Here is a 19,774-nt window from a genome sequence, read left to right as displayed (position 1 = left end):
TACCTACTGGAGCCACGCTGGTTTTAACGGGTAGCGGTGTCTTTATTTGATACACCTGACAACACGTTCAATGATATTTATGCACTCATGCTGCGGATTTCAGCACGGCTTGGCGCTTGCTGTGAACTAAAGGTTTCCAGTTGTACATCATCACCAAACACATCATTGAGCATCGCTTTAAAGTCCTCTGGAGACCTATCAAAGTCCAATGTAAACAGAGATTTAAGTTGTTCTCGATCAACACCACGCTGATCAGCCATGGTAGTCAAAGCTTGACCTACATCAGCAAACCCCTGATCGTCCATACTGCCAACCACTTGACCACCTACACGAAATACTGCTGTTTGAGGCGTCTGATCGAACATCAGCTTTCTTCGATATGCTTGATCTTGCGCCAACATCTCATTGAACTCAGTTTCTTTTTGAATAGCGATTTGCTCTTGGGAGTAAGCTTGGTAAGAGCTGCCATTAAACATTTCAAAGACCTCAGCATTTGTTGGTCCTTCACCTTGTTCAAAAAATTCGACTTCACCACTCCCTGGGTAATGCTGCTCAACTAACGACTTCAACTTCTCCACATCACCGCCAGCCTGACGGAACAAATCCTGTACCCCACTTCGACCAGCGTAAGACCCATCTCCACGTAAATAGGCCATGACTTGACCATCAACCTTGATCATACCAACAACATCTTGCTGTTCACCATTTTGTTTATAATAGTCAGCCAAGTCTGCTTGCCTGTACGACAACGGACGCATGTCTTGATTAAGAATGGCCAACTGATCTTGATCGGCTACTTTGACATTTGCCGGCGAGATTTGGTAAGTCAAATTGGTTTTGCCCTCAAGGCGAGTAGAAAAAGGCGCCTCGCGTGATGACGTACTCGACTCTTTGACTGGTTGGTCGTGTTTTACAGACTGAGTGCGATTGTAATAGGACTCTCCCGCACCTAGATAATGGGAAATTTGCATAATTCAGCTCCTTTTGAGATTCTGTCTAGAGTGTCTTGGCTGCGTAGTTGCTCCTCTCAACTAAAAGCAGATAAAACGTACAGAATAATATAAGCAAATTCTGGACCATCCGTGCCTTATCGCCCCAACGGCAAAGTTGTGCAATAAGTTCAGACTTGAGGGGGAACACCGTGCATAAACACTTTAGGTAATAGGCAAACTTTTGCCAGTCCGGCCGCAGCGTGCTCATTGTATTGCCGCGACCAATTAACACATCAACAATTATTGCTCTGTTAAAGAACGAGCAAACATATCTCGTACCGGTTGCATCATGTAAGCCATTAACGTCTGTTCACCAGTTTTAATGTGGACTTCCGCAGGCATCCCAGGTAATAGCGAAACGCCTGCATTTAATAAACGCTCCTGACTACTTGGTAGCACAGATATTCGAGCAAGGTAATAAGGATAGTCCTGCTGCTGGTCTGTTAATTTATCTGCGGACACGCTCAAAACCTCCCCATATAAAACCATCGTTTTTGCCTGCTTTAAGGTACTAAACCTCAGATCAACATGTTGCCCTGGGGTCAAACGGCTGACTTCTGCAGGCGATACCCTCGCATCGACAATCAACGCATCTTCTTCTGGCACGAGCTCCAGGATCGTCTCTGCTGGCATGATCACACCGCCGATTGTATGTACAGATGTACCCAATACCCTTCCAGCCACAGGGGCAACAATATCACTTCGAGTCAACTTTTCTAAAAGCGCTTTTCTGCGCTCTGTCTTATCCAAAATAAGACTCTGCACTTCATCTAACTGCGAGGTAGTATCGAGTAAAAACTGCCTAGACAACTGCAATATTTGTAGTTCTGTCTCACCACTTTGGATTTCCAAACTGGCAATTTGAGAACGATGCTCCGCGACTTCTCCTTCAATCTCAGCTTTGAGCCTTTCAATATGCCTCACTTGTTGTTTACTGCTGTACCCTCTATCCGCCAGCTTGCCGAAATCCTCAAGCTCAAGTTGATAAGACTGTATTCTCGCTTGTTTACTCGTGATTAAGGCTTTCAGGCCTAGCTTTGACGCCTGCAATTGTTCAATCTTGTTCTGTAATATCTGTTGCTCTCCCAAACGGGAGTCTCGAGAGGCATGAAACACAGCCAATTGACTAGCATAGATCTCTGTGCCAACAGACCCATTAGCATTGAGCTTTGAGAAATCAGGCTCACTGTCATTATTTCGCTCAGCCACTAATCGACTTTGTAACGCCATCGCAGATAAGATTTCAGTGTCTAATATTTGTATCTGCGCTTCTAGCTGTGTTTTGTCTAGAGTCAAAAGCAATTGATTCTGAGCTACAAACTGACCCTCTTTAGCATGTATCTCACTCACTATTCCTCCTTCTAGGTGCTGAACTTTCTTCCTGAAGCCTTCGACGGTAACCGTCGCGGGTGCCACAACGGCACTGTTTAATGGCGCGAACCCAGCCCATCCCCCAAAGGTGAGTAACATGGCCATCGCTAATGTATACCCAAACCTTCGAAGTGATTTATCACAATAATTACTTTGCGTCACAGGCGTACTTTTATGCATATTTGTTTGCTCCATTACGCTTCCTGCGGACTAACTGCTTTTGGCGGTGTCGCCGAGCTATTTCTAGTCCCATTTAATCGAGCCAAAACTTGATCTCTTGGTCCCCCTAAAGTAATTGCACCTGAATTCATCACCAATACAGAGTCAACGGCTTTTAAAATCAAATTTTTATGTGAAATAATCAACACAGTGACAGACGCGTCTTTGAGTTTTTGCAAAGCGCCAATAAGCGTTTTTTCACCACTGTCATCTAAGCTAGCATCAGGTTCATCAAGCACGATAAACTTGGGTTCTCCAAATACCGCTCTTGCCAACCCAATCAATTGCCTCTGACCACCGGATAACATGCATCCACCATGGCCTATTTGCGTGTTATAGCCATCAGGTAAGTTCAATATAAATCGATGTAAACCCACAAGTTGAGCCGCCCGATAGATAGACTCTTCATTTACATCTTGAAAGCGAGAAATATTTTGTGCGACCGTCCCATCAAACAACTCAACGTCTTGTGGTAAGTACCCCAAATACTGCCTATCATGTTCATGTAACTGAGAAATAGATGCCCCATCTAACCTCACTTCACCGCTGCTCAAAGGGATCAAGCCTAACATCGCTTTAACTAAAGTAGATTTACCAGCTCCACTGGGCCCTATCAATGCAGCGGACTCACCTGGTTTAAGCGTAAAACTGACCGCCTTAATAATTGGATTACCACTGCTGTGTGCATGCACGATCACACGCTGCGCCTCTACTGCGCCTGCCAGTGTGGGTAGTGTCATTCTCTTATCGTCGATTGGAAAATCATGCAAAGCATTTGACAGCCTTGTAAACTGCTCTCTCGCATTAAAGAACAAGCGCCACGCACCAATAAGTTGATCTACGGGAGCCAAAGCGCGACCCAATAACAAAGATCCTCCAATCATTAACGCTGGTGTTAAATCTTGCTGGATCACCAAATAAGCGCCTAGCCCCAAGATACCCGATTGCAACGCAAACCTAAGAGACTTGGTTAGTGCAGCAAAAACATTACCACGACGGCCGCTCACATACTGGCTATATGCAGCACGATCCACATGGGCTTGCCATCGACTGGTAATGGTATCTGTCATGCCCATTGCAACGATTGCTTCTGCATTTCTCAGACATGCTTGATTATAACCTGCTGCCCGCATGCCATTCACATTCGCCTCTTTTTGAACCCGACGACTACTCCATTCATTAAGCATTGAGAGTATGACTAACAATATCAATGCACACAGTGCAAACCACCCTAATGCGGGATGCATTAGAAACATCACCAAAAGATATAATGGCACCCAAGGAGCATCAAAAAGTGCACCAACAGCGGGGTTCGCCAAAAACTGACGCAGTCCACTGAGATCCTGTAACGGTTGCCCAGCCTCTGCAACTGAATTACTTGAAAGGTACTTTCTAAATGTAATTGCAAATACTCGACTGCCCAAACGCTGAGATATTCGATGACTCGCACGTAATAACAGCGTATTTCTGATCCAATCAAACCCACCCATAAATACAAATAAAATTGCGGCTATTGCAGACAAGGCAATCAAAGTCGAGATGCTATGACTCATTACAACTCGATCGTATACTTGGAGCATATAAAATGCAGGCACGAGCATTAATAGATTCAGAAAACCACTGAATACCGCAACGGCCAAAAAGCTCCTACCCATACCTACTATTTCATTTTTTAATTCAGAAGACCGCAAAACTTCCCCACTTAGATAATCTTTATTCTCTTAGATTTCAAAATCAAAACATAAGCACTATTTATATTACAATTACACTTGACCAAGCAAATTTATTATATAAAAATCAAAAAACGCAAGGAAATAAAAATATTTTAATTGCGTTTTTTAAAACAACTATTAAATTATACTTAAAGGAGTTAATTATGGCCGGTGAAACTTTGACACAAGGTAATGATATTTATATTTCTAACCTAGTTCCAACTGGTGGTGAAACTGCCAACTCAATTATGGCACTAGGTGGTGACGACCAAGTTCAAGGTAATCAATATGTTGACTATATTCACGGTGGTAACGGCAACGACCAACTGTGGGGTATGGGCGGTGACGATGTTCTGTTAGGCGAAGCAGGCAACGACAGTCTTAATGGCGGCAGTGGTAACGATTTACTACTCGGTGGTGAAGGCAACGATATACTATACGGTGACACAGGCAGTGACCGCCTTTGGGGCGGCACAGGTGACGATAGCTACATTGTCAAAACACACTTTTCTGGCGGTGTTGATATGATTAATGATGATAAGTCACCAACAGGCCAAACTGGTTTTGGTGGAGGCAACGACCTATTATTTATGAAAGACGTTGCTTTGGCTGATTTATTTGTCACACGTAACGGCAATAACCTGATGGTGACTACCAAAGCAGATGCGGAAGATGGTCAACAAAATACAGGCGTTATTATTGAAGACTTCTTCTTAGGTGGTAACAATGTCGTCGAGAAGATCTTAACATCTGATGGCTATGAAATAGACACGACTGTGTGGCTATAATAGTTACTTAAGGGTACTTCACATGTACCCTTTCCAAGGTTTTAATTAAAACTTGACCTCAAAACTCGTTTAAAAAACACAACTATTTTAGATGTTAAGTTGTAAAAATCCGAACAAAAATTTTACGAGAAATGTACCTTAATAAATTTAAATCACAAATAAAATAATAACCCACACCAACAAACCATCATTTATAAATAAACTCCCCCTAAAAAATAGAAAAATATTTTTAAGAAAAAATAAAATCAACTTAAGTATGATTTCATAATTAACACTGTGCTTAGCGCACGATTACTGAATTATTTAACTATAAAGTACATAATTATTTTAAAATCAAACCACCTACATCACTTTTCCAGTGCCTTTAAAAACATTTATAACTCATAAAATAACACCTGAATTTTTGCGTTCAAAGACGAGCACCTTCAAATCTGATGAAGATAACTAAGGATGATTGGCCTACTACTTTGTATAGTTTAGTCAATCCGATATGCCCGCCATGAGATCATCAAGTGAATAAGTGACAAAAATCCTATTTGTTCGAGTTGTATAGCTTGATATCATTACCTTGAATTGGAAGACCCCCTAAAAAATGGAGCTATAATGAAAAAATCTCTTCTCGCACTTGTTACCGGTACTGCCATTGCGTCAGGCGGCTACTTTATTGCGCAACAAGACAATAATCCCGAGCAATTAGCGCAATTGGACTATATACCTGCTGATTCCTTGTTTCTTTGGTCTCAACTGAAAGGTCTTCCCTACCTGCAGTATTTAGACGTACTGCCCAGCAGCTATAAAAATACGCATCAGTTTGAGGAAATTATTGCATCAATGGAAAGCGAAGAAGTAGACGCAAATGGGCGCTTTCTACTCAACGTACTCAAGCAATACTCCAACAGCATGGTATCCTCTGAAAGCTTTAAAGATACATGGGGTGTCAACAATGATTTCAAGGCATTAGCATACACTGTAGGCTTACTACCCGTATTGCGTGCAGAACTTGGTGATCCTGAGGTGTTCAAAGCCACCATAAAACAAGCCGCTGATAATGCAGGCCTGAGATACGAAGAGACACAGATAGACAACCACCCAGTTACCAAATATGTAATTGAAACCGAAAGTGAGCGGGTATTTGACTTGCTGGTAACAAGCAGTGGGAATTGGGTAACATTAACAATAGATACACCGTTTAACCAACCAAACGATGTAAAAATAGCATTAGGGTTAATTCAACCATTACACCCGCTCAGCAATAGTGGAAAAGTCGAAGGTTATATACAAGATCATCAACTAGATGGACATAGCCTCGCTTATCTTGATACTCAGCTTATTGTCGACATGCTGACAGCCAAAAACCCAGACAATCAAGCCACACAAATGCTGGATAAACTGACTAGTTTGGCAGAAGCGGAAGGTATTTTTGACAGCATCAGAACGCCTGAGTGCCAACAAGACTTCTCTGACATCACGCAAAAATGGCCTGCCATTATTTCTGGAACACAAAAGCTTGAAATCACCAATCAGTTTGCTGATATTCACGTTTCGACAGTGATTGCATCTACCGATACCAAAATACTGACTGCACTACAAAACATGCGTGGATTTTTGCCTCAACATACGCAAAGTGATAACAATGCAGTCATGACCGCCGGTTTTGGCCTTAATGCCAGCCAACTTTCCCCTTCCGTTAATACGTTATGGGCGGCATTTAGCGGTGCCGAATTTAAATGTGAACAACTTTCGTCACTACAAGGGAAAACAAAAGATGCTAACCCTGCGCCGCTAGCTATGGTGACTGGCATGCTGGGCTCATTTAAAGGTGTGAGTGCCACTATATTCGATATGGACGCAGCGGTGTTCAATCAAACACACTCCATTGATGCGACCTCTTTTGATACTTTAATAACCGTATCCGCAGACGACGCACTGGCGTTGTTTAATATGGCAAAAAGTTTTACACCTGAATTTGCCTCATTGACTTTACCCAGTGATGGCACTGCTATCGAAATGAATGATTATCTTCCACCTGGGGTCACCATATCAAAACCTGTCTACTTAGCGCTAAAAGGGCAACACTTGGCTCTATACACAGGCGATATGGCAAAACAAGCTGCAGATAGTTTAAGTAATCAAGCTGTTATCGCCAATGGTATAGCCAATTTTGGTATCGATAGCGGTAAAATACTACCAATGATACTTAAAGCTGCTGAGCAGACCGGTGAACCTATTCCTGATGACCTTAAAAATATGTTTGATCAAGATGGCAAAATGCACATGCACTACGATATTAATGACAAAGGCATCATTTTTGATTTCGCGCTTAAAGTGGGACAGTAGTAACAAAAGAGGCTAAGGTACTGTCACCTTAGCCTCTAAATCATAGCCTTATGAAATTTGGTTTATGATCACTTTAGACCTTTAACAAGCGGCATACCGTTAGTACCAACGGGTATATAAACCGTTGTATGGTTTGGTGATTCAGCCATTTTAAGCTGGGCATTAATTGCCTCATGCTGTAAGTAATTTTCGGTCAACGTTGAATTGATAATTTTTTGTGCTTGAGCAATACCTTTGGCTTCCTCAATACGTATTTCAGCATCCTTTTTAGCTATTTGCTTTTGCGTTTCTTTTTCAGAGAGTAGTTGCTGGGCTGCAAGCTTTTTCTCAACTGCTTTCGCAACAATATCAGGGTAATTAATGTTACCCACGACAATGTTTTTAACTTCAAAAGGAGTGGCATTTAAATACGTTTGTAATTTAATGGTGACTTCCTTTGCAATATCATCTCGACGAGCCTTTAACTCTCCACTGTCAAACTTTTGCACCGCATTACGCACATATGTTCTGAATGTTTCTCTAACAAAGCGCTCATACCAATGTTCTCCACCGTAGTTTTCTACCACGGCTTTAACGGTGCCCGCTCTAATTGAAACGACGGCATGAAAGTCAAAAACGATATTTAAATCATCATTGGCCAAAATTCTAAATTTTTCAGTATAGGTATTCGGGCGCATGTCTATATTGATCACTTCATTGCGTAAGACAGACATACCATAGTTACTCGGCCCCTGAAGTGAACCTTGATAACCGCCAGATCCAAACATTCTTGGTTTTTCGTAAACGTACCCTTCATGGCCAGCTGGCGTACTTGGGTTGCTACACGAGCCTAATCCAAAAAGGAAAAATACAATAACGGCAACAATACTAAAAATAGTACCAATTGGTGCAGATTTTTTTGCAAACATAATGAACTTTTGTTGAACTCAAAGCATCTATTTTACGTGTTACGCTAATAAATACAATTCAAGTAAACCATGCTGTGATATTAATAAAGACACTTTGATATAAAATAAGCAAAAAATATTAAATATATTAATACATTAATATCTCGTGTTAAACATGAAATAAAAGCCTATATTTTAAACTAGGATCCCACTATGACCTTAGAGTCAAAATCAATTCAATTTAGAAAAGCCACACTGAGCGATAAAGCCGCTTTGTTATCTTTAGAACAAGCTGTTGTCAATGCAGAGCGACCATATAACAGCCAAATTAAGACCGATGCACATTACTATGATTTAGATAACCTGCTTCAAAGTGAGCAAGCCTGTGTACAAGTCGCTGAGTGTAATGGTGACATCATCGCCACAGGTTATGTACAAATTCGTCCCTCTAAACAATCTCTAGAACATACGCACCATGGGTATTTAGGGTTTATGTTCGTCAACCCAGAGTTTCGAGGGCAAGGTATAAACAAAGATATTATGCAATTATTGATCGATTGGGCAGAGTCTAAAGGGATTTATGACTTTTATTTAGATGTGTACAACGACAATCAAGCTGCTATTAATGCCTACCAAAAGCTTGGGTTTAAACCGTCACTGTTAGAAATGAAAGTGAATACTCAAAATTAAACTGATATTAGGGGTACTCCTATTCGATTTTGGAGTACCAACCAAAGTGTACATTTAACCCCCTATGTACCGAGTAATTCTCATTCCATGCCTACCCTCAAAATAATTTTTTCGTCTACACTGAAATTAATCTGCAGCTCATAAGGTCTTTTGTAGCAAGTCGTCCGGAGCGCAATAAGTTTGCTTTTTTTGTATCGCGCGAATTTGCAAAAAAAGTCAATAAATCGAGCGCTGGGGTGGTGCTTTTCCTAAATAAAATACAGCCCACTCTGGTTAGCTCTACATTTTGGCAAAACCAAAACACGAGGAAACGACAATGAAAGCATTAACAGGCGCCGCAATGGCAGTAATGGTAGCAGGTCTGGTTGGTTGTAACGCAACAGACTCAAGCCAATCGAGCACCGCCAGCGCAACAGCAAGCTCAGGCGGTGCTAAAACTGACTTAGTGCATTGCTATGATGTGAATATTTGTGGTGGTCACAACGACTGTAAAACAGCAAGTAACGCGTGCGCAGGTCAGGCATCTTGCAAAGGAAGCGGGTTTGTTGGTATGCCAGCAAAAGCCTGCGCAGATGTAGGTGGTAAACAAAAAGATAGTTGGGTAGGTAGCGTGGCTAAAGCCGATTTAGTCCACTGCCATGATGTAAACATATGCGGTGGTCACAACGACTGTAAAACTGCAAACAACGCCTGTGCTGCACAAGCATCTTGCAAAGGCACTGGTTTTGTAAATATGCCTGCAAAGGCATGTAAAGATATCGGCGGCAAAGTCGGTAGTTAATCAGTATCATTGGAGTCCACAAAATAGTGGGCTCTAAATTTTAATAAAGCTGTGAGAATAGATTGAAATATTCCCCCCCTTCTTTTGCTGGCTTTGGCCTAGGTTTAAGAACTTGTTATTTTGAAGAGATTTTAACCACAGAGCCCAATGTAGACTGGTTTGAAATTATCTCTGAGAATTATTTTGTCTCAGGTGGCAAACCATGGCATTACTTATCGCAAATTAAAGAACGTTACCCCATCGTAATGCATGGCGTTTCTATGTCGATAGGGAGTACAACAGAGGTCAATTTTGACTACCTCAGAAAATTAAAACAGACCATTGAGCGTGTGCAACCATTATGGATATCTGATCACCTCTGCTTTTCTTCACTCGGTGACTTCAATAGCCATGATCTACTACCGATGCCGTATACAGAGGAATCTCTTGATCATTTATGTAAAAGACTATTAATCGTGCAAGACTTCCTAGAACGGCCTTTAATTCTAGAGAATGTATCGAGCTACCTGACTTACCAAGCATCAGAAATGAGTGAATGGGAGTTTCTGACTGAGCTACATCAACGTACACAATGTCAGTTTTTGCTAGACATCAATAATGTCTACGTCAGTGCTCGAAATCATCAGTTTGACCCGAGTGAATTTTTAAACGCAATGCCCACCTCTTCGATCGCGCAAATTCACTTGGCAGGACACAGTGATTTTGGCACACATATCATCGATACGCATGATCAACCTATTTGTGACGAGGTTTGGCAATTGTTTGCAGATTTTGCGCAGACACATCCCCCCGTCAACACCATGATAGAACGGGACGATAACTTTCCAGCCTTTAAAGAGTTAATGAGTGAGCTTGAGCAGGCCAGATCCCTCGCCCCCACATCCTGGAGGATGAATGAGTACGCTTGAACGACTACAACATGACTTTGTCGCTATGTTACAAGGAAAAAACGCGGATTTTGCGCAACACATAGCACAACAAAAAGGCTTATCTTGCGAGCAGCGCAGTGAAATTTACCAAAACGCCTACCAAATAAGATTAAAAAAAGTACTCGAACAAGATCATGAAATGCTGGGGCTTTATTTAGGGGATGAGTTATTTGACTCTATGGTAGAGACCTATTTATCCACCTACCCTTCAAAATCTGCCTCATTAAGGGAATTTGGTGAACGGCTACCACAACTTCTTCGCGAGCAATCTCCTTTTAAAGAACATGGGATTTTATCCGAGATGGCCCAATTTGAGCGATTATTACTACACGCGTTTGATGCTGCGGATGGCCCTGTCTTAGAGTTGACTGACTTGCAATCTATTGAGCAAGCTTCATGGCCCAACATTATTCTTAAACTACATGACAGCGTGCACTTACTTACTTGCCAATTTTCCGCAGTTGAAAGTTGGCAGGCTTTAAAAAATGACTCTTCCCCACCAGCTCCTGAATTACACACCCATCGCCATTGGCTCATTGCTCGGGCACCTGATAAGCGTACGGGCTTCTACCCTATTTCTGAGTGTCATTTTCAATGCTTAACTAGCATCAAACAGGGTTTACCATTTGGCTTTGTGTGCGAAGCAGCGGCGGGTGTCGCAGGGGACCAACAACAAGGCACAATTGAAGTCATGCAATTACTTCAACAAGGTATTGAACTAGGCTGGTTTTTAAAAACTTCTGTGACGTAAAACATAGGTGAGCTGATGAAAGTGAGACAGCGGTTACAGCTATATCAAATAAGTGTCATATTTAGCATGTTGTTTGCTTTGGTCGGATTCAGCTATAACATATGGCGACTTGAAGCATCTGAGCACAATAATAACGTCAGACTGGCCTGTTTTGAAGTACTCAAAGAACTCGCTGCATTAGAACAATTGATATATATCGCCCATTATGACAACGATATGCAAACAGCAAGCCCTCGCAAAGGGTGGGTCAAAGTAGGGCTTATCAAAGATTTTAGCTACTTAACTAATCACAGCGTACAGTCCAGTGCAACCACACTTCATGATACTTGGGCTCAAAAGTGGGAAAGCATTTCAAACGATAGTGGATCTATTGAGTTAATAGTGAAAGACATAGACAGGGTGAGAAGCGACATAAAGCAGCTTCTCAACTCCCTAAAATAACAGTTTGCGCTTTAGCATATGGTTTAAAATAACGCCAAACGTCTATCTTGCCTAGTCGTGCATTATTTTATCGCTTTGCACTTGGCATACATTTGTATGTTATACGCTTTCGCATACTCATACCTTTCAAGGCGTTGTTGCTTATCTTGCTCCGACTTAAGTACATCTCCTGCATCGGATAGATACTTCACGCCACATTTTGCCTTGAGCGTCGAAAACGCCATTTTTTCAAGGCCAGGCAAAATAGGCCTTCTACCCGTAGTTGCAAAGAGCCTATAGTCTTTATCTTTCAATGCTAATGCTACAGCTTCAGAGACCTCTGTGGTATTGTCATTCACAGAAGAATCCGTTTGACGCTGAGCATAATCATTAGCACACCCTGTAGTTAAGCAACATAATAAGCCCATGCCCATTAATACTTTCAAATAACCCTCCTTATGTGCACTCTTAATAAACTCAATGCTAACATCATCCAGATCAAATACGACATGATGCCTGATGAACCACTGTCAGTACTAGCAGGTACTGACACCGTGATAGTGACCTGTGCACTAGACTCCGCCCCCCCTGTATCTCTTACCACATAAGTGAGTTGCTCACTGCCAGAAAAATTTGCTGCTGGCGTGTAAGCTAGTTGGTTATTAGACACAATAACACTGCCCGTTCCCTGATAGCTCACCGTACCAATCACCAAACTATCGTCATCAATATCTGTATCGTTTGCCAATACGTTGAGCAAATTTGACTGGCTGTTGGTATTGACGTTAAAAGAGTCATTTTGTCCGACTGGTGCGTCATTTACAGCAGTCACAGTAATAGATGCGTTAAATGGGTCGCTCGTCAGTGTGGCTCTAGTTGCCGTAACAGGCACAGCCAGGGTGCCATTGAAGTTTTCCGAAGGTGTCACCGTCAAACCATTAACCGTGTAGTTTTCGCCACCAGCAATCGTGAGTGACTCTGCATTAAACCCACCTTGATACTTAAAGTTAGAAATGGTTAAAGTGATGCTGCCATCTTCTGTAACAACTAAAGCTTCTTGCTCTGTTATATTGGGTGCGACAGGCTCAGTGCTGCCTTGAATTTGCAAATTACCTGCATTGACCGCAAAAAATACATTGTTACTACACATCACTTTCAGCTTGCCATTTGCTGAGCTGGCCAGATTAGCGAGCGTAATATCATGCTGCCCATCGTTTGGCACATCATCCGCAACTAATGTCGGGAAGGACTCTCCCCCATCGAGTGACAATAAAATATCGACGAACGAGCATGAAATTGGCGCATTTTCAGTATCTGCGGTTTGCCAGCGCACAGTATGCGTTCCTAAAGTCCACAGCGTCCCACTGGTTGGCTCAGTCACAGCGAATCCCTGCTGGTTACCCACCACGGTGATCGTCACAGAGTCGTCCGCGATATTGCCATTGCCATCTCTTACTAGTAATTTAAAGGTCAAGTCTCTACTGGTCGTCGGCAACGCTTCACCATAACTGACTTGACCAGACATGACATCTGACATTTGCGGAAAAGTTCGCGTACCATCAGATGACGGATTGAATACTCTGAATAATGGGCCGTCACCACTATCTGTGGCATCTTCTTGTGGGCTATTGGTGGCACTCCCCAAATCGCTTTGCTGCCAACTGTAGGTCAATGTATCCCCATCGGCATCTGTTGCACTCCCAGTCAGCTTGAACGGTGTTCTAGCGGGGATTGTAAAATCATTTCCAGCATCTACAACTGGTGCTTGATTAGTCTTAGCTGTTCTCACCCCACAAGCACTGCCACCAGCTTGTCTCGTGAATGCAGCCATTTGCTCTAAAGAATGAACGTGAAAGTAAGGGTCTGAGTTGGCTTGTAAATTTTGCGTTTCACAAATCCCCGTATACCCCATAATCGTAGAGCCGCTACCCGGTTCAAATGCAGCTGTGCTCACTCTGTTTCCATCACATGCTCCCACTAACCCATTGAATGTATGATCTGCCCCAAGTTGATGACCGATTTCATGTGCAACATAATCGATCGAAAAAGCGTCATTGATAGGCTGTGGGTTACCTGTCACCCCTTCCGCTTTGGCAGTCGTACATGCAACACCAAATCCGGCAAGCCCACCTGCGCCCGTTCCAACCAAATGCCCGATATCATAACCTGAACTCCCGATCACAGGATCAATCACATCCGCAATTTTATCAATGTCAGTATCATCATTTGAAAAAGGGTCTGTCGACGCGTCTAGAAAAATGAGATCATCATTATCTGCCACCAGTTCAAACGTAGTCGATAAGTCCCTCATATAAACTTGGTTTACTCGATTAACTAACGTAACTAAGGCCGCCATCACACTGTCTTTGGTGCCACCATGAAACTCTGAATATTCCCCAGTTGTGGCAATCGCAAGGCGATATTTGACGTCATTCGTGAGTGGCGTGTTAAAGCTTGGAGAATCAGTATTTCGAGCCTGATGATCTAATAAATCGTGCTTAATCGGCTGTCGTAAAATGTAATCAGACTTTGCATAAGTATCAGCAATGGCATGCTTGTAGTAAACTCGGTACAACGCTTTTTTCTCATCGGCATAGCCTGTCTCTGGCTCTACAAATACCCGTTGTCCAAATAAGTCATAAACCCCATAAAAACCTTTTGGTGAGATATCAAATGTACCTGAAATAGACGGATCACTCACATGCTTTCCAAGATACGTTTTAATTTTTGGATACCTCTCAGCTAACGGCTTTGGCATCACCGAATAGGGCGTTAATTCAAACATGATTAACTCACCGCTGGGTGTTGGCAGCGCCAAGCGCAAGTCTCCATCACCGGTGAACACCTCTGCCATTTTTTCAGTATCTAAATACGTTTTATTGAGCCCTTCTTGCGACTTGCTCTGACCTTTTAATGGATAGTCAGACCACAAATTTGTTGCGCTTTTCACACTAAATGAAAGTAACAATGCAGAGCAAAAAATCAGAAGATATTTCACCATAAGTCATTCCAAGTTCTGTATGTTATTAACTACAGCATAGTCTTTGATATTCTGATTGCGTGATAATTAAACAACTTTTTATCCTTTGTTATTCACTAACGCACTTAACAACCAGACCTAAATGTAAGAGATTACCCATGCAGGCTGTAGGCGATGTGTGCCAATGGGTGTAATTACGCTCAATTACTCATCAGACCTCTTGAAAGGATAGAATAAAGACTTTAAAGTGACGTAGTTAAATTTGCAAAGGGAAAGGCAATGATATTTTTAGTTCGTTTTATTACCTGCATAGCGATGACAACGCTATCATTTATTTATCTAATAGAGATGGATTTTGTTAAAACAATTTTATTGGCTTTGCTCGCCATCATTGCCAACCCAGGTGTCAAACGAACACCAACAGAGTACGATAACGGAAAGCGTCTTTTTGACAAATATTTGGTAGACAAGCCCAAGAAGCCACGCAATACGCTTAAACCATGGTGAATAATAAAATGAATACTTGATTCATCGCGACTCAAGGGCCTACATATCGGCTGTTATGCTCCGCTAAAGCCCTTCGTACGCGTTCAATCAGTTCTTTATCTGTATTTAGATTAAACGCCATACACGCACGTCTATCCGAGTTGTTACGTACTTCTAAAACAGGCACTACGGTTTCATAAGCAACGCCTATTGACTTAAGGGTTGCATGCATGGTGTATTCTGTCGTCAATAGGAAATCTATTCTTCCAGCCAACAGCTTTCTTTGCGAAGCACTTGGGTCTGCGGTAATATCTAAATTCACACCAGCTTCAAACCCTTGCTTTGTTAAAAACTCATGTACAACGCTACCTCGGACAATCGATATCACATACTTTTTTGCGTCTTCGAGGGTCGCAACTTTTATGTCATTCCGATTTTTTAATCTAAACAGATATTGTCGAACCGGTCGCATTAGCGGACATGCCCATTCGAATAAGTGCTCGCGATCACCGCTTCGGTAGATCGAATAGATCATGGTATTGGCTTGAGTTTGCGTTAACTTCATTGAACGCGCCCACGGGTAGAGCTTTATGTCATACTCAATACCTGCAAGCTCAAGTACTTCTCGAACTTTTTCGGTCGCCCTACCAACAATTACCCCTTGCTTATCGGCATAATTATACGGAACCCATTCTTCAGTCACGACCTGAAGTTTAGGCACATCCGCAATAGCTTTACCACTGCTAATGCAGCATAACAGCACTAGCAAAAGTGCCCCATTGTTTACCACACCACCCCTCCAACTCATTTTGTCAGAATAAATGATAATGCTTATATCGCACAATTATAGTTGAGTGTTGCTTAAAGGATAGACGCTAAAAAGTAATGATAAAAATAAAATAAGCAAATACTTGCAAGACTTTTTCAACTCCGAGAGCCATCCATCTCAGAGCGCCAAAGCTATGGAGAATTATCTGAAAAACACCACTTTTTTGATCTTACCATCTTCAACTTGATAACTCGTAACAAACTCAGAACGTTTATCAACAACACCGTCTTCTTTTGTACAAATTTCAGATGTCTCATGATCAATGACAATGTTACCATTTGTGATTCTTTTGATGGATGTTGATTTCATACAATGCATTTTTTCAAACATCAAACCATAACGCTTAATCAGCTTCTTCTTGCCTTTAAACATCAACGTCTGTGGATACATATAAAATTCAACATCTTCAGCGTATAAAGCTAAAAACTGGCGTATATTCTGCTTGTTATACGCTAATATTAACTTATCAATGACCGCTTCCGCTGCTTTTTCTTGTTCTGATTTTTGTAAATTATATTCACGCGCTTTGTCTTCAAATGCAGGGTTCGCAAATACACCTAAAGAACCAACACAAAGCACCAACAAAAAAATATACCTCATACTTCCCCCTATTTGGTACGGGCAAGTAAAGTATATCAAGTTTAGTTTGCGTAATACAGCCTAGGTTCAGGTTACCAGTATTGCTCAACGGTGATATGTCCGGGCTCCACTCTACGATGTTTCTTGAACCCCAGTTGCTGTAACAATAAGGTTGTATCCTTCACCATGTCTGGGTTGCCGCATAGCATAAAGTGACTGTCTGCTGGCAATGCGTCTAACTGGCAATAATTCAATAGCTGACCACTTTTCAAGATGTCTGTCACCCTGCCACCCAAGCCGACTTCTGGTTTTTCTCTACTTACAAGAGGGACGTATGTGAATTGCTCAAATAGTTTTTCTGTGGCACGGATTTGCTCCTGATAACACAGATCAGTGTTCAACCTCACTCCATGTACTAATACAACGCGACTAAACTGTTTCCACAGTTTACCATCGCTCAAAATAGACAAATAAGGTCCGATAGCCGTCCCCGTAGACAACATCCAGAGCGTATCAGCTTTAGGCAATTCATCTAACGTAAAATAACCGGAAGGCTTGCTGTATACCCAGACATTATCCCCTTCTTTAAGTTGTGCTAGAGGGTGTGAAAGCGCGCCATTATGGACCTCTATCACATAAAACTCTAATAACGGATCCGAAGGTGCATTGACAAATGAATAGGCTCTTGCAATGCGCTTTCCATCCACATCCAATGCTAATTTAGTAAATTGCCCTGCGGTAAAGTTCTTTATATCTGCCGCAATTTTCAAACTAAACAAGCTTGGCGTCCACCAGTTTACTTCAACTACTTTTCCAATTACCCAGTTTGTCATGGCTGCACCATAATAAATGCATATACTAAAACAATGGCATAGAATAAAAACTTGTCAAAGATCTTGGCACCACGGCTTGGCCAAATTTGAAGATAAAGCAGTATTCACCAAGCTATTTTTTTGCTTTTCTGGCATCAAAAATTCAACGTTGAGAGAGTGAAGTAACTTGCTTACAGGCTCGGTGTAGCCCTCTTTAAGTAAACGCGTAACGTGGGTTTTCGTATAATTTACAGTACCGTCTGCAACAATATTGGACTTAACACTGTCATGCATCAAGTCTAACCAGTGTAAATATAGCTTATCGCTTTGTGGCAGATAGGCTTCATATGCAGGAGTCAACTTTCTCCTATATTTTTCATATACTTCAGCGCGTCTCGCGATTAATGCAGCACCTAAGAGATTAACAGTGACCCTAGCCGCATTGCGATGATGTTGGCCTTTGAGGTAGTGCTGCCTTGCTGCGATAAAATAACTGATGGCCTCTTTGGGTTTATCTAAAACAATCGCAGTATTGCCTTTTACAACCAATAAGCCCGCTTTTCTTCTTCCACTCAAAATGGCTTCATCAATGCTTTGAAGTATTTGAAAACTAATAGCGGGTTGATTATTCATGCGATATGCAATGGACAGATTCACTTTGGAAGTCATTTTTTCGACATTATTTCGAGCAAGCTTCAGTGCACATTTATAAGTAACTACAGCATCATCAAACTGACCATTGACCCTATACGACACTCCGATGACATTGACGATGGTAAAGAGAAAGTGCTGGCTATATGGGGTCAGTCTTGTGTCTGACAGCAAACGCACAATGGCTTCAACTAATTTAATGTCACCAATGTTACTCGCAGCCGCTAAAACACTACTGTAAATGGAAACGGTTTGCTCGGAGCTTTGCTCAAGCAACTTACCTTGATTTTCCTTAAAGAAGGCCACAGCTTGGTCTGGGTAGTTTAAAGCAAGATATTTGACCCGCTCAGGCTCTGACGAAAACGTTTTCTCGTTTTTCTCCACAGCAGAAACACTGCCGCAACTTAGCAAAAGCAGTCCACACAGGTAAATTAAATACTTCATCAAAGTCGTCAAATCACTTTATTGAGTTAACCATAGTACATCAATGTATTTATAGAAACAGTAGCAACACGGTAAAAAATTTGTATCACCGCCAATTACGGTGACCCACACCAATGATCGACTAACCTTGCTTTCAGTCTGGCTTTGTTAGTTTTAGTCTGCGCTTCCAACGAAATAAGATGTGTTGCATCAAAGCGGTCCAAAATCATTTTTACTGGTGTGATATAACCACCGGCTAGTAATTTAGGCGCCAAATTTAATGTGATGCGCTCCACCTCTGGTGAGATTTTTTTATATTTCACGCTACCATATAGCGTATCCAACCAAAGTAGATAGGCAGACTCATTATCTGTCAAATGACTTTCGGATTTGGCATCCAATGTTTTTCGAAACTTTTCGAATAGTGTCCTTTGCTGATCGGCCAAAGCTGCCCCTAGCAAGTTCACCGTTACTCTAGTTGCATTTCGACGATACTTGGCTTTGATATAGTGTTTTCTGGCCATTATGTAATGCGCAATTGCAGCCTCCACATCATGTAATGCCATCGCGGTATTCCCCTTAACAACCAAAACGCCAGCCAACCTTCGCTCACTCAAGATAGACTCATCAATACTTTGCAATATTTGGTAACTCAATGCGGGTTGTTCTGCCATCCGATACGCGATTGCCAAGTTGACTTTGGCTATCATCTTCTCAAGTTTATTGTCTGTGAGCACTAAAGCACACTTATATGCGGCAATGGCCTCAACATATTGTAAATTTGTGCCATAAGAGACACCAAGGACATTTACAATTGCAAAAAGGTAAGGCTTCCGAAATGGATCGAGTCGACGATGTGCAAGCAAACCGACGAGTTCTTCTATTAAAGCAGTGTCATGCACGCTACTGGCAGCAACAAGCACATGATTATAAAAAAATACCGTCTTTGCGTTGTCTGTTATCAATAACTTATTTGCATTGCGTTTGTATAGCTCAATGGCTTTGGCTGGATAATTTAATGCGAGGTATTCAATGCGCTCAGACTCTGTTTCAAAAGTGCTGGCATGCTTTTCATTGGCAAAAGCGCCACCATAGCTCAGTAACAGTAGGCCAAACAAATATATAAAGTACTTCATC

At 41.9% G+C, this 19,774-nt stretch carries 19 protein-coding genes; 8 read left to right on the top strand and 11 right to left on the bottom strand.

The features are described from left to right. Positions 1-77 precede the first annotated feature (77 nt). The 3 genes from JF50_RS17825 to JF50_RS17815 all read right to left on the bottom strand — a co-directional run bounded on the left by JF50_RS17825 (position 78) and on the right by JF50_RS17815 (position 4,237). Complete coding sequence (locus tag JF50_RS17825) at positions 78-971, bottom strand: hypothetical protein (protein WP_039610719.1); 894 nt, start codon at positions 969-971, stop codon at positions 78-80. 261 nt (positions 972-1,232) lie between these two features. Beyond that, positions 1,233-2,558 (bottom strand): HlyD family type I secretion periplasmic adaptor subunit, encoded by a 1,326-nt coding sequence (locus JF50_RS17820; RefSeq protein ID WP_039610718.1) that lies wholly within the window; start codon positions 2,556-2,558, stop codon positions 1,233-1,235. Further along, the gene (locus JF50_RS17815; RefSeq protein ID WP_052262416.1) at positions 2,558-4,237 is read right to left on the bottom strand and encodes a type I secretion system permease/ATPase; all 1,680 of its coding nucleotides are present in this window, start codon (positions 4,235-4,237) and stop codon (positions 2,558-2,560) included. Before JF50_RS17815 ends, JF50_RS17820 begins: the two co-directional genes overlap by 1 nt. A 221-nt stretch (positions 4,238-4,458) precedes the next feature. On the opposite strand from JF50_RS17815, the gene JF50_RS27855 reads away from it, so the two are divergent. Both JF50_RS27855 and JF50_RS17805 read left to right on the top strand, forming a co-directional pair. Continuing rightward, positions 4,459-5,082: a calcium-binding protein gene (locus JF50_RS27855; protein ID WP_052262413.1), complete on the top strand. Its 624-nt coding sequence runs from the start codon at positions 4,459-4,461 to the stop codon at positions 5,080-5,082. Between the two features lie 603 nt (positions 5,083-5,685). After that, a complete protein-coding gene (locus tag JF50_RS17805) occupies positions 5,686-7,419 on the top strand; it encodes a hypothetical protein (RefSeq protein ID WP_039610716.1) in 1,734 nt (577 codons plus the stop codon). A gap of 68 nt (positions 7,420-7,487) precedes the next feature. Here the strand turns inward: JF50_RS17805 and JF50_RS17800 are convergent, their stop codons facing one another. Next, the gene (locus JF50_RS17800; protein WP_039610715.1) at positions 7,488-8,327 is read right to left on the bottom strand and encodes an SPFH domain-containing protein; all 840 of its coding nucleotides are present in this window, start codon (positions 8,325-8,327) and stop codon (positions 7,488-7,490) included. Between the two features lie 192 nt (positions 8,328-8,519). On the opposite strand from JF50_RS17800, the gene JF50_RS17795 reads away from it, so the two are divergent. From JF50_RS17795 to JF50_RS17775, 5 genes are all read left to right on the top strand, one after another. After that, positions 8,520-8,996: a GNAT family N-acetyltransferase gene (locus tag JF50_RS17795; protein ID WP_235423466.1), complete on the top strand. Its 477-nt coding sequence runs from the start codon at positions 8,520-8,522 to the stop codon at positions 8,994-8,996. A 316-nt stretch (positions 8,997-9,312) separates the two neighbouring features. Continuing rightward, the gene (locus JF50_RS17790) at positions 9,313-9,777 is read left to right on the top strand and encodes a hypothetical protein (RefSeq protein WP_039610714.1); all 465 of its coding nucleotides are present in this window, start codon (positions 9,313-9,315) and stop codon (positions 9,775-9,777) included. Positions 9,778-9,839: 62 nt separating this feature from the next. Continuing rightward, on the top strand, positions 9,840-10,685 hold the full coding sequence (locus JF50_RS17785) for a DUF692 domain-containing protein (protein ID WP_039610713.1): 846 nt from the start codon (positions 9,840-9,842) through the stop codon (positions 10,683-10,685). Continuing rightward, positions 10,672-11,457 carry a DNA-binding domain-containing protein gene (locus tag JF50_RS17780; protein WP_039610712.1) on the top strand — a complete coding sequence of 262 codons (786 nt, stop codon included), beginning with the start codon at positions 10,672-10,674 and terminating at the stop codon, positions 11,455-11,457. The genes JF50_RS17785 and JF50_RS17780 overlap by 14 nt, the downstream gene beginning before the upstream one ends. Before the next feature lie 15 nt (positions 11,458-11,472). Beyond that, positions 11,473-11,898, top strand: a complete 426-nt coding sequence (locus JF50_RS17775) for a hypothetical protein (protein WP_052262411.1) — start codon at positions 11,473-11,475, stop codon at positions 11,896-11,898. 62 nt (positions 11,899-11,960) lie between these two features. On the opposite strand, the gene JF50_RS17770 is transcribed toward JF50_RS17775, so the two are convergent. Continuing rightward, a complete protein-coding gene (locus tag JF50_RS17770) occupies positions 11,961-12,323 on the bottom strand; it encodes a hypothetical protein (RefSeq protein WP_039610711.1) in 363 nt (120 codons plus the stop codon). Further along, the gene (locus tag JF50_RS17765; RefSeq protein WP_052262410.1) at positions 12,320-14,878 is read right to left on the bottom strand and encodes a reprolysin-like metallopeptidase; all 2,559 of its coding nucleotides are present in this window, start codon (positions 14,876-14,878) and stop codon (positions 12,320-12,322) included. Before JF50_RS17765 ends, JF50_RS17770 begins: the two co-directional genes overlap by 4 nt. Positions 14,879-15,136: 258 nt before the next feature. Here JF50_RS17765 and JF50_RS17760 point away from each other — a divergent pair, with 258 nt between their 5' ends. Beyond that, a complete protein-coding gene (locus tag JF50_RS17760; RefSeq protein WP_039610710.1) occupies positions 15,137-15,364 on the top strand; it encodes a hypothetical protein in 228 nt (75 codons plus the stop codon). Between the two features lie 31 nt (positions 15,365-15,395). Here the strand turns inward: JF50_RS17760 and JF50_RS17755 are convergent, their stop codons facing one another. The 5 genes from JF50_RS17755 to JF50_RS17735 all read right to left on the bottom strand — a co-directional run bounded on the left by JF50_RS17755 (position 15,396) and on the right by JF50_RS17735 (position 19,773). Further along, positions 15,396-16,133, bottom strand: a complete 738-nt coding sequence (locus tag JF50_RS17755; protein WP_235423465.1) for a substrate-binding periplasmic protein — start codon at positions 16,131-16,133, stop codon at positions 15,396-15,398. Between the two features lie 180 nt (positions 16,134-16,313). After that, the gene (locus JF50_RS17750; RefSeq protein WP_039610709.1) at positions 16,314-16,772 is read right to left on the bottom strand and encodes a nuclear transport factor 2 family protein; all 459 of its coding nucleotides are present in this window, start codon (positions 16,770-16,772) and stop codon (positions 16,314-16,316) included. A 71-nt stretch (positions 16,773-16,843) separates the two neighbouring features. Then, positions 16,844-17,584 carry a ferredoxin--NADP reductase gene (locus JF50_RS17745; RefSeq protein ID WP_039610708.1) on the bottom strand — a complete coding sequence of 247 codons (741 nt, stop codon included), beginning with the start codon at positions 17,582-17,584 and terminating at the stop codon, positions 16,844-16,846. Positions 17,585-17,638: 54 nt separating this feature from the next. After that, the gene (locus tag JF50_RS17740) at positions 17,639-18,658 is read right to left on the bottom strand and encodes a tetratricopeptide repeat protein (protein ID WP_039610707.1); all 1,020 of its coding nucleotides are present in this window, start codon (positions 18,656-18,658) and stop codon (positions 17,639-17,641) included. 95 nt (positions 18,659-18,753) lie between these two features. Further along, positions 18,754-19,773 carry a hypothetical protein gene (locus JF50_RS17735; RefSeq protein ID WP_152614584.1) on the bottom strand — a complete coding sequence of 340 codons (1,020 nt, stop codon included), beginning with the start codon at positions 19,771-19,773 and terminating at the stop codon, positions 18,754-18,756. Between the last annotated feature and the right edge of the window lies 1 nt (position 19,774).

The sequence above is a fragment of the Pseudoalteromonas luteoviolacea genome, assembly GCF_000814765.1.
Lineage (GTDB): Bacteria > Pseudomonadota > Gammaproteobacteria > Enterobacterales > Alteromonadaceae > Pseudoalteromonas > Pseudoalteromonas luteoviolacea_H.
Note: the sequence above shows the minus strand (reverse complement) of the source record. Positions and strands in the feature narration are given on the sequence as shown.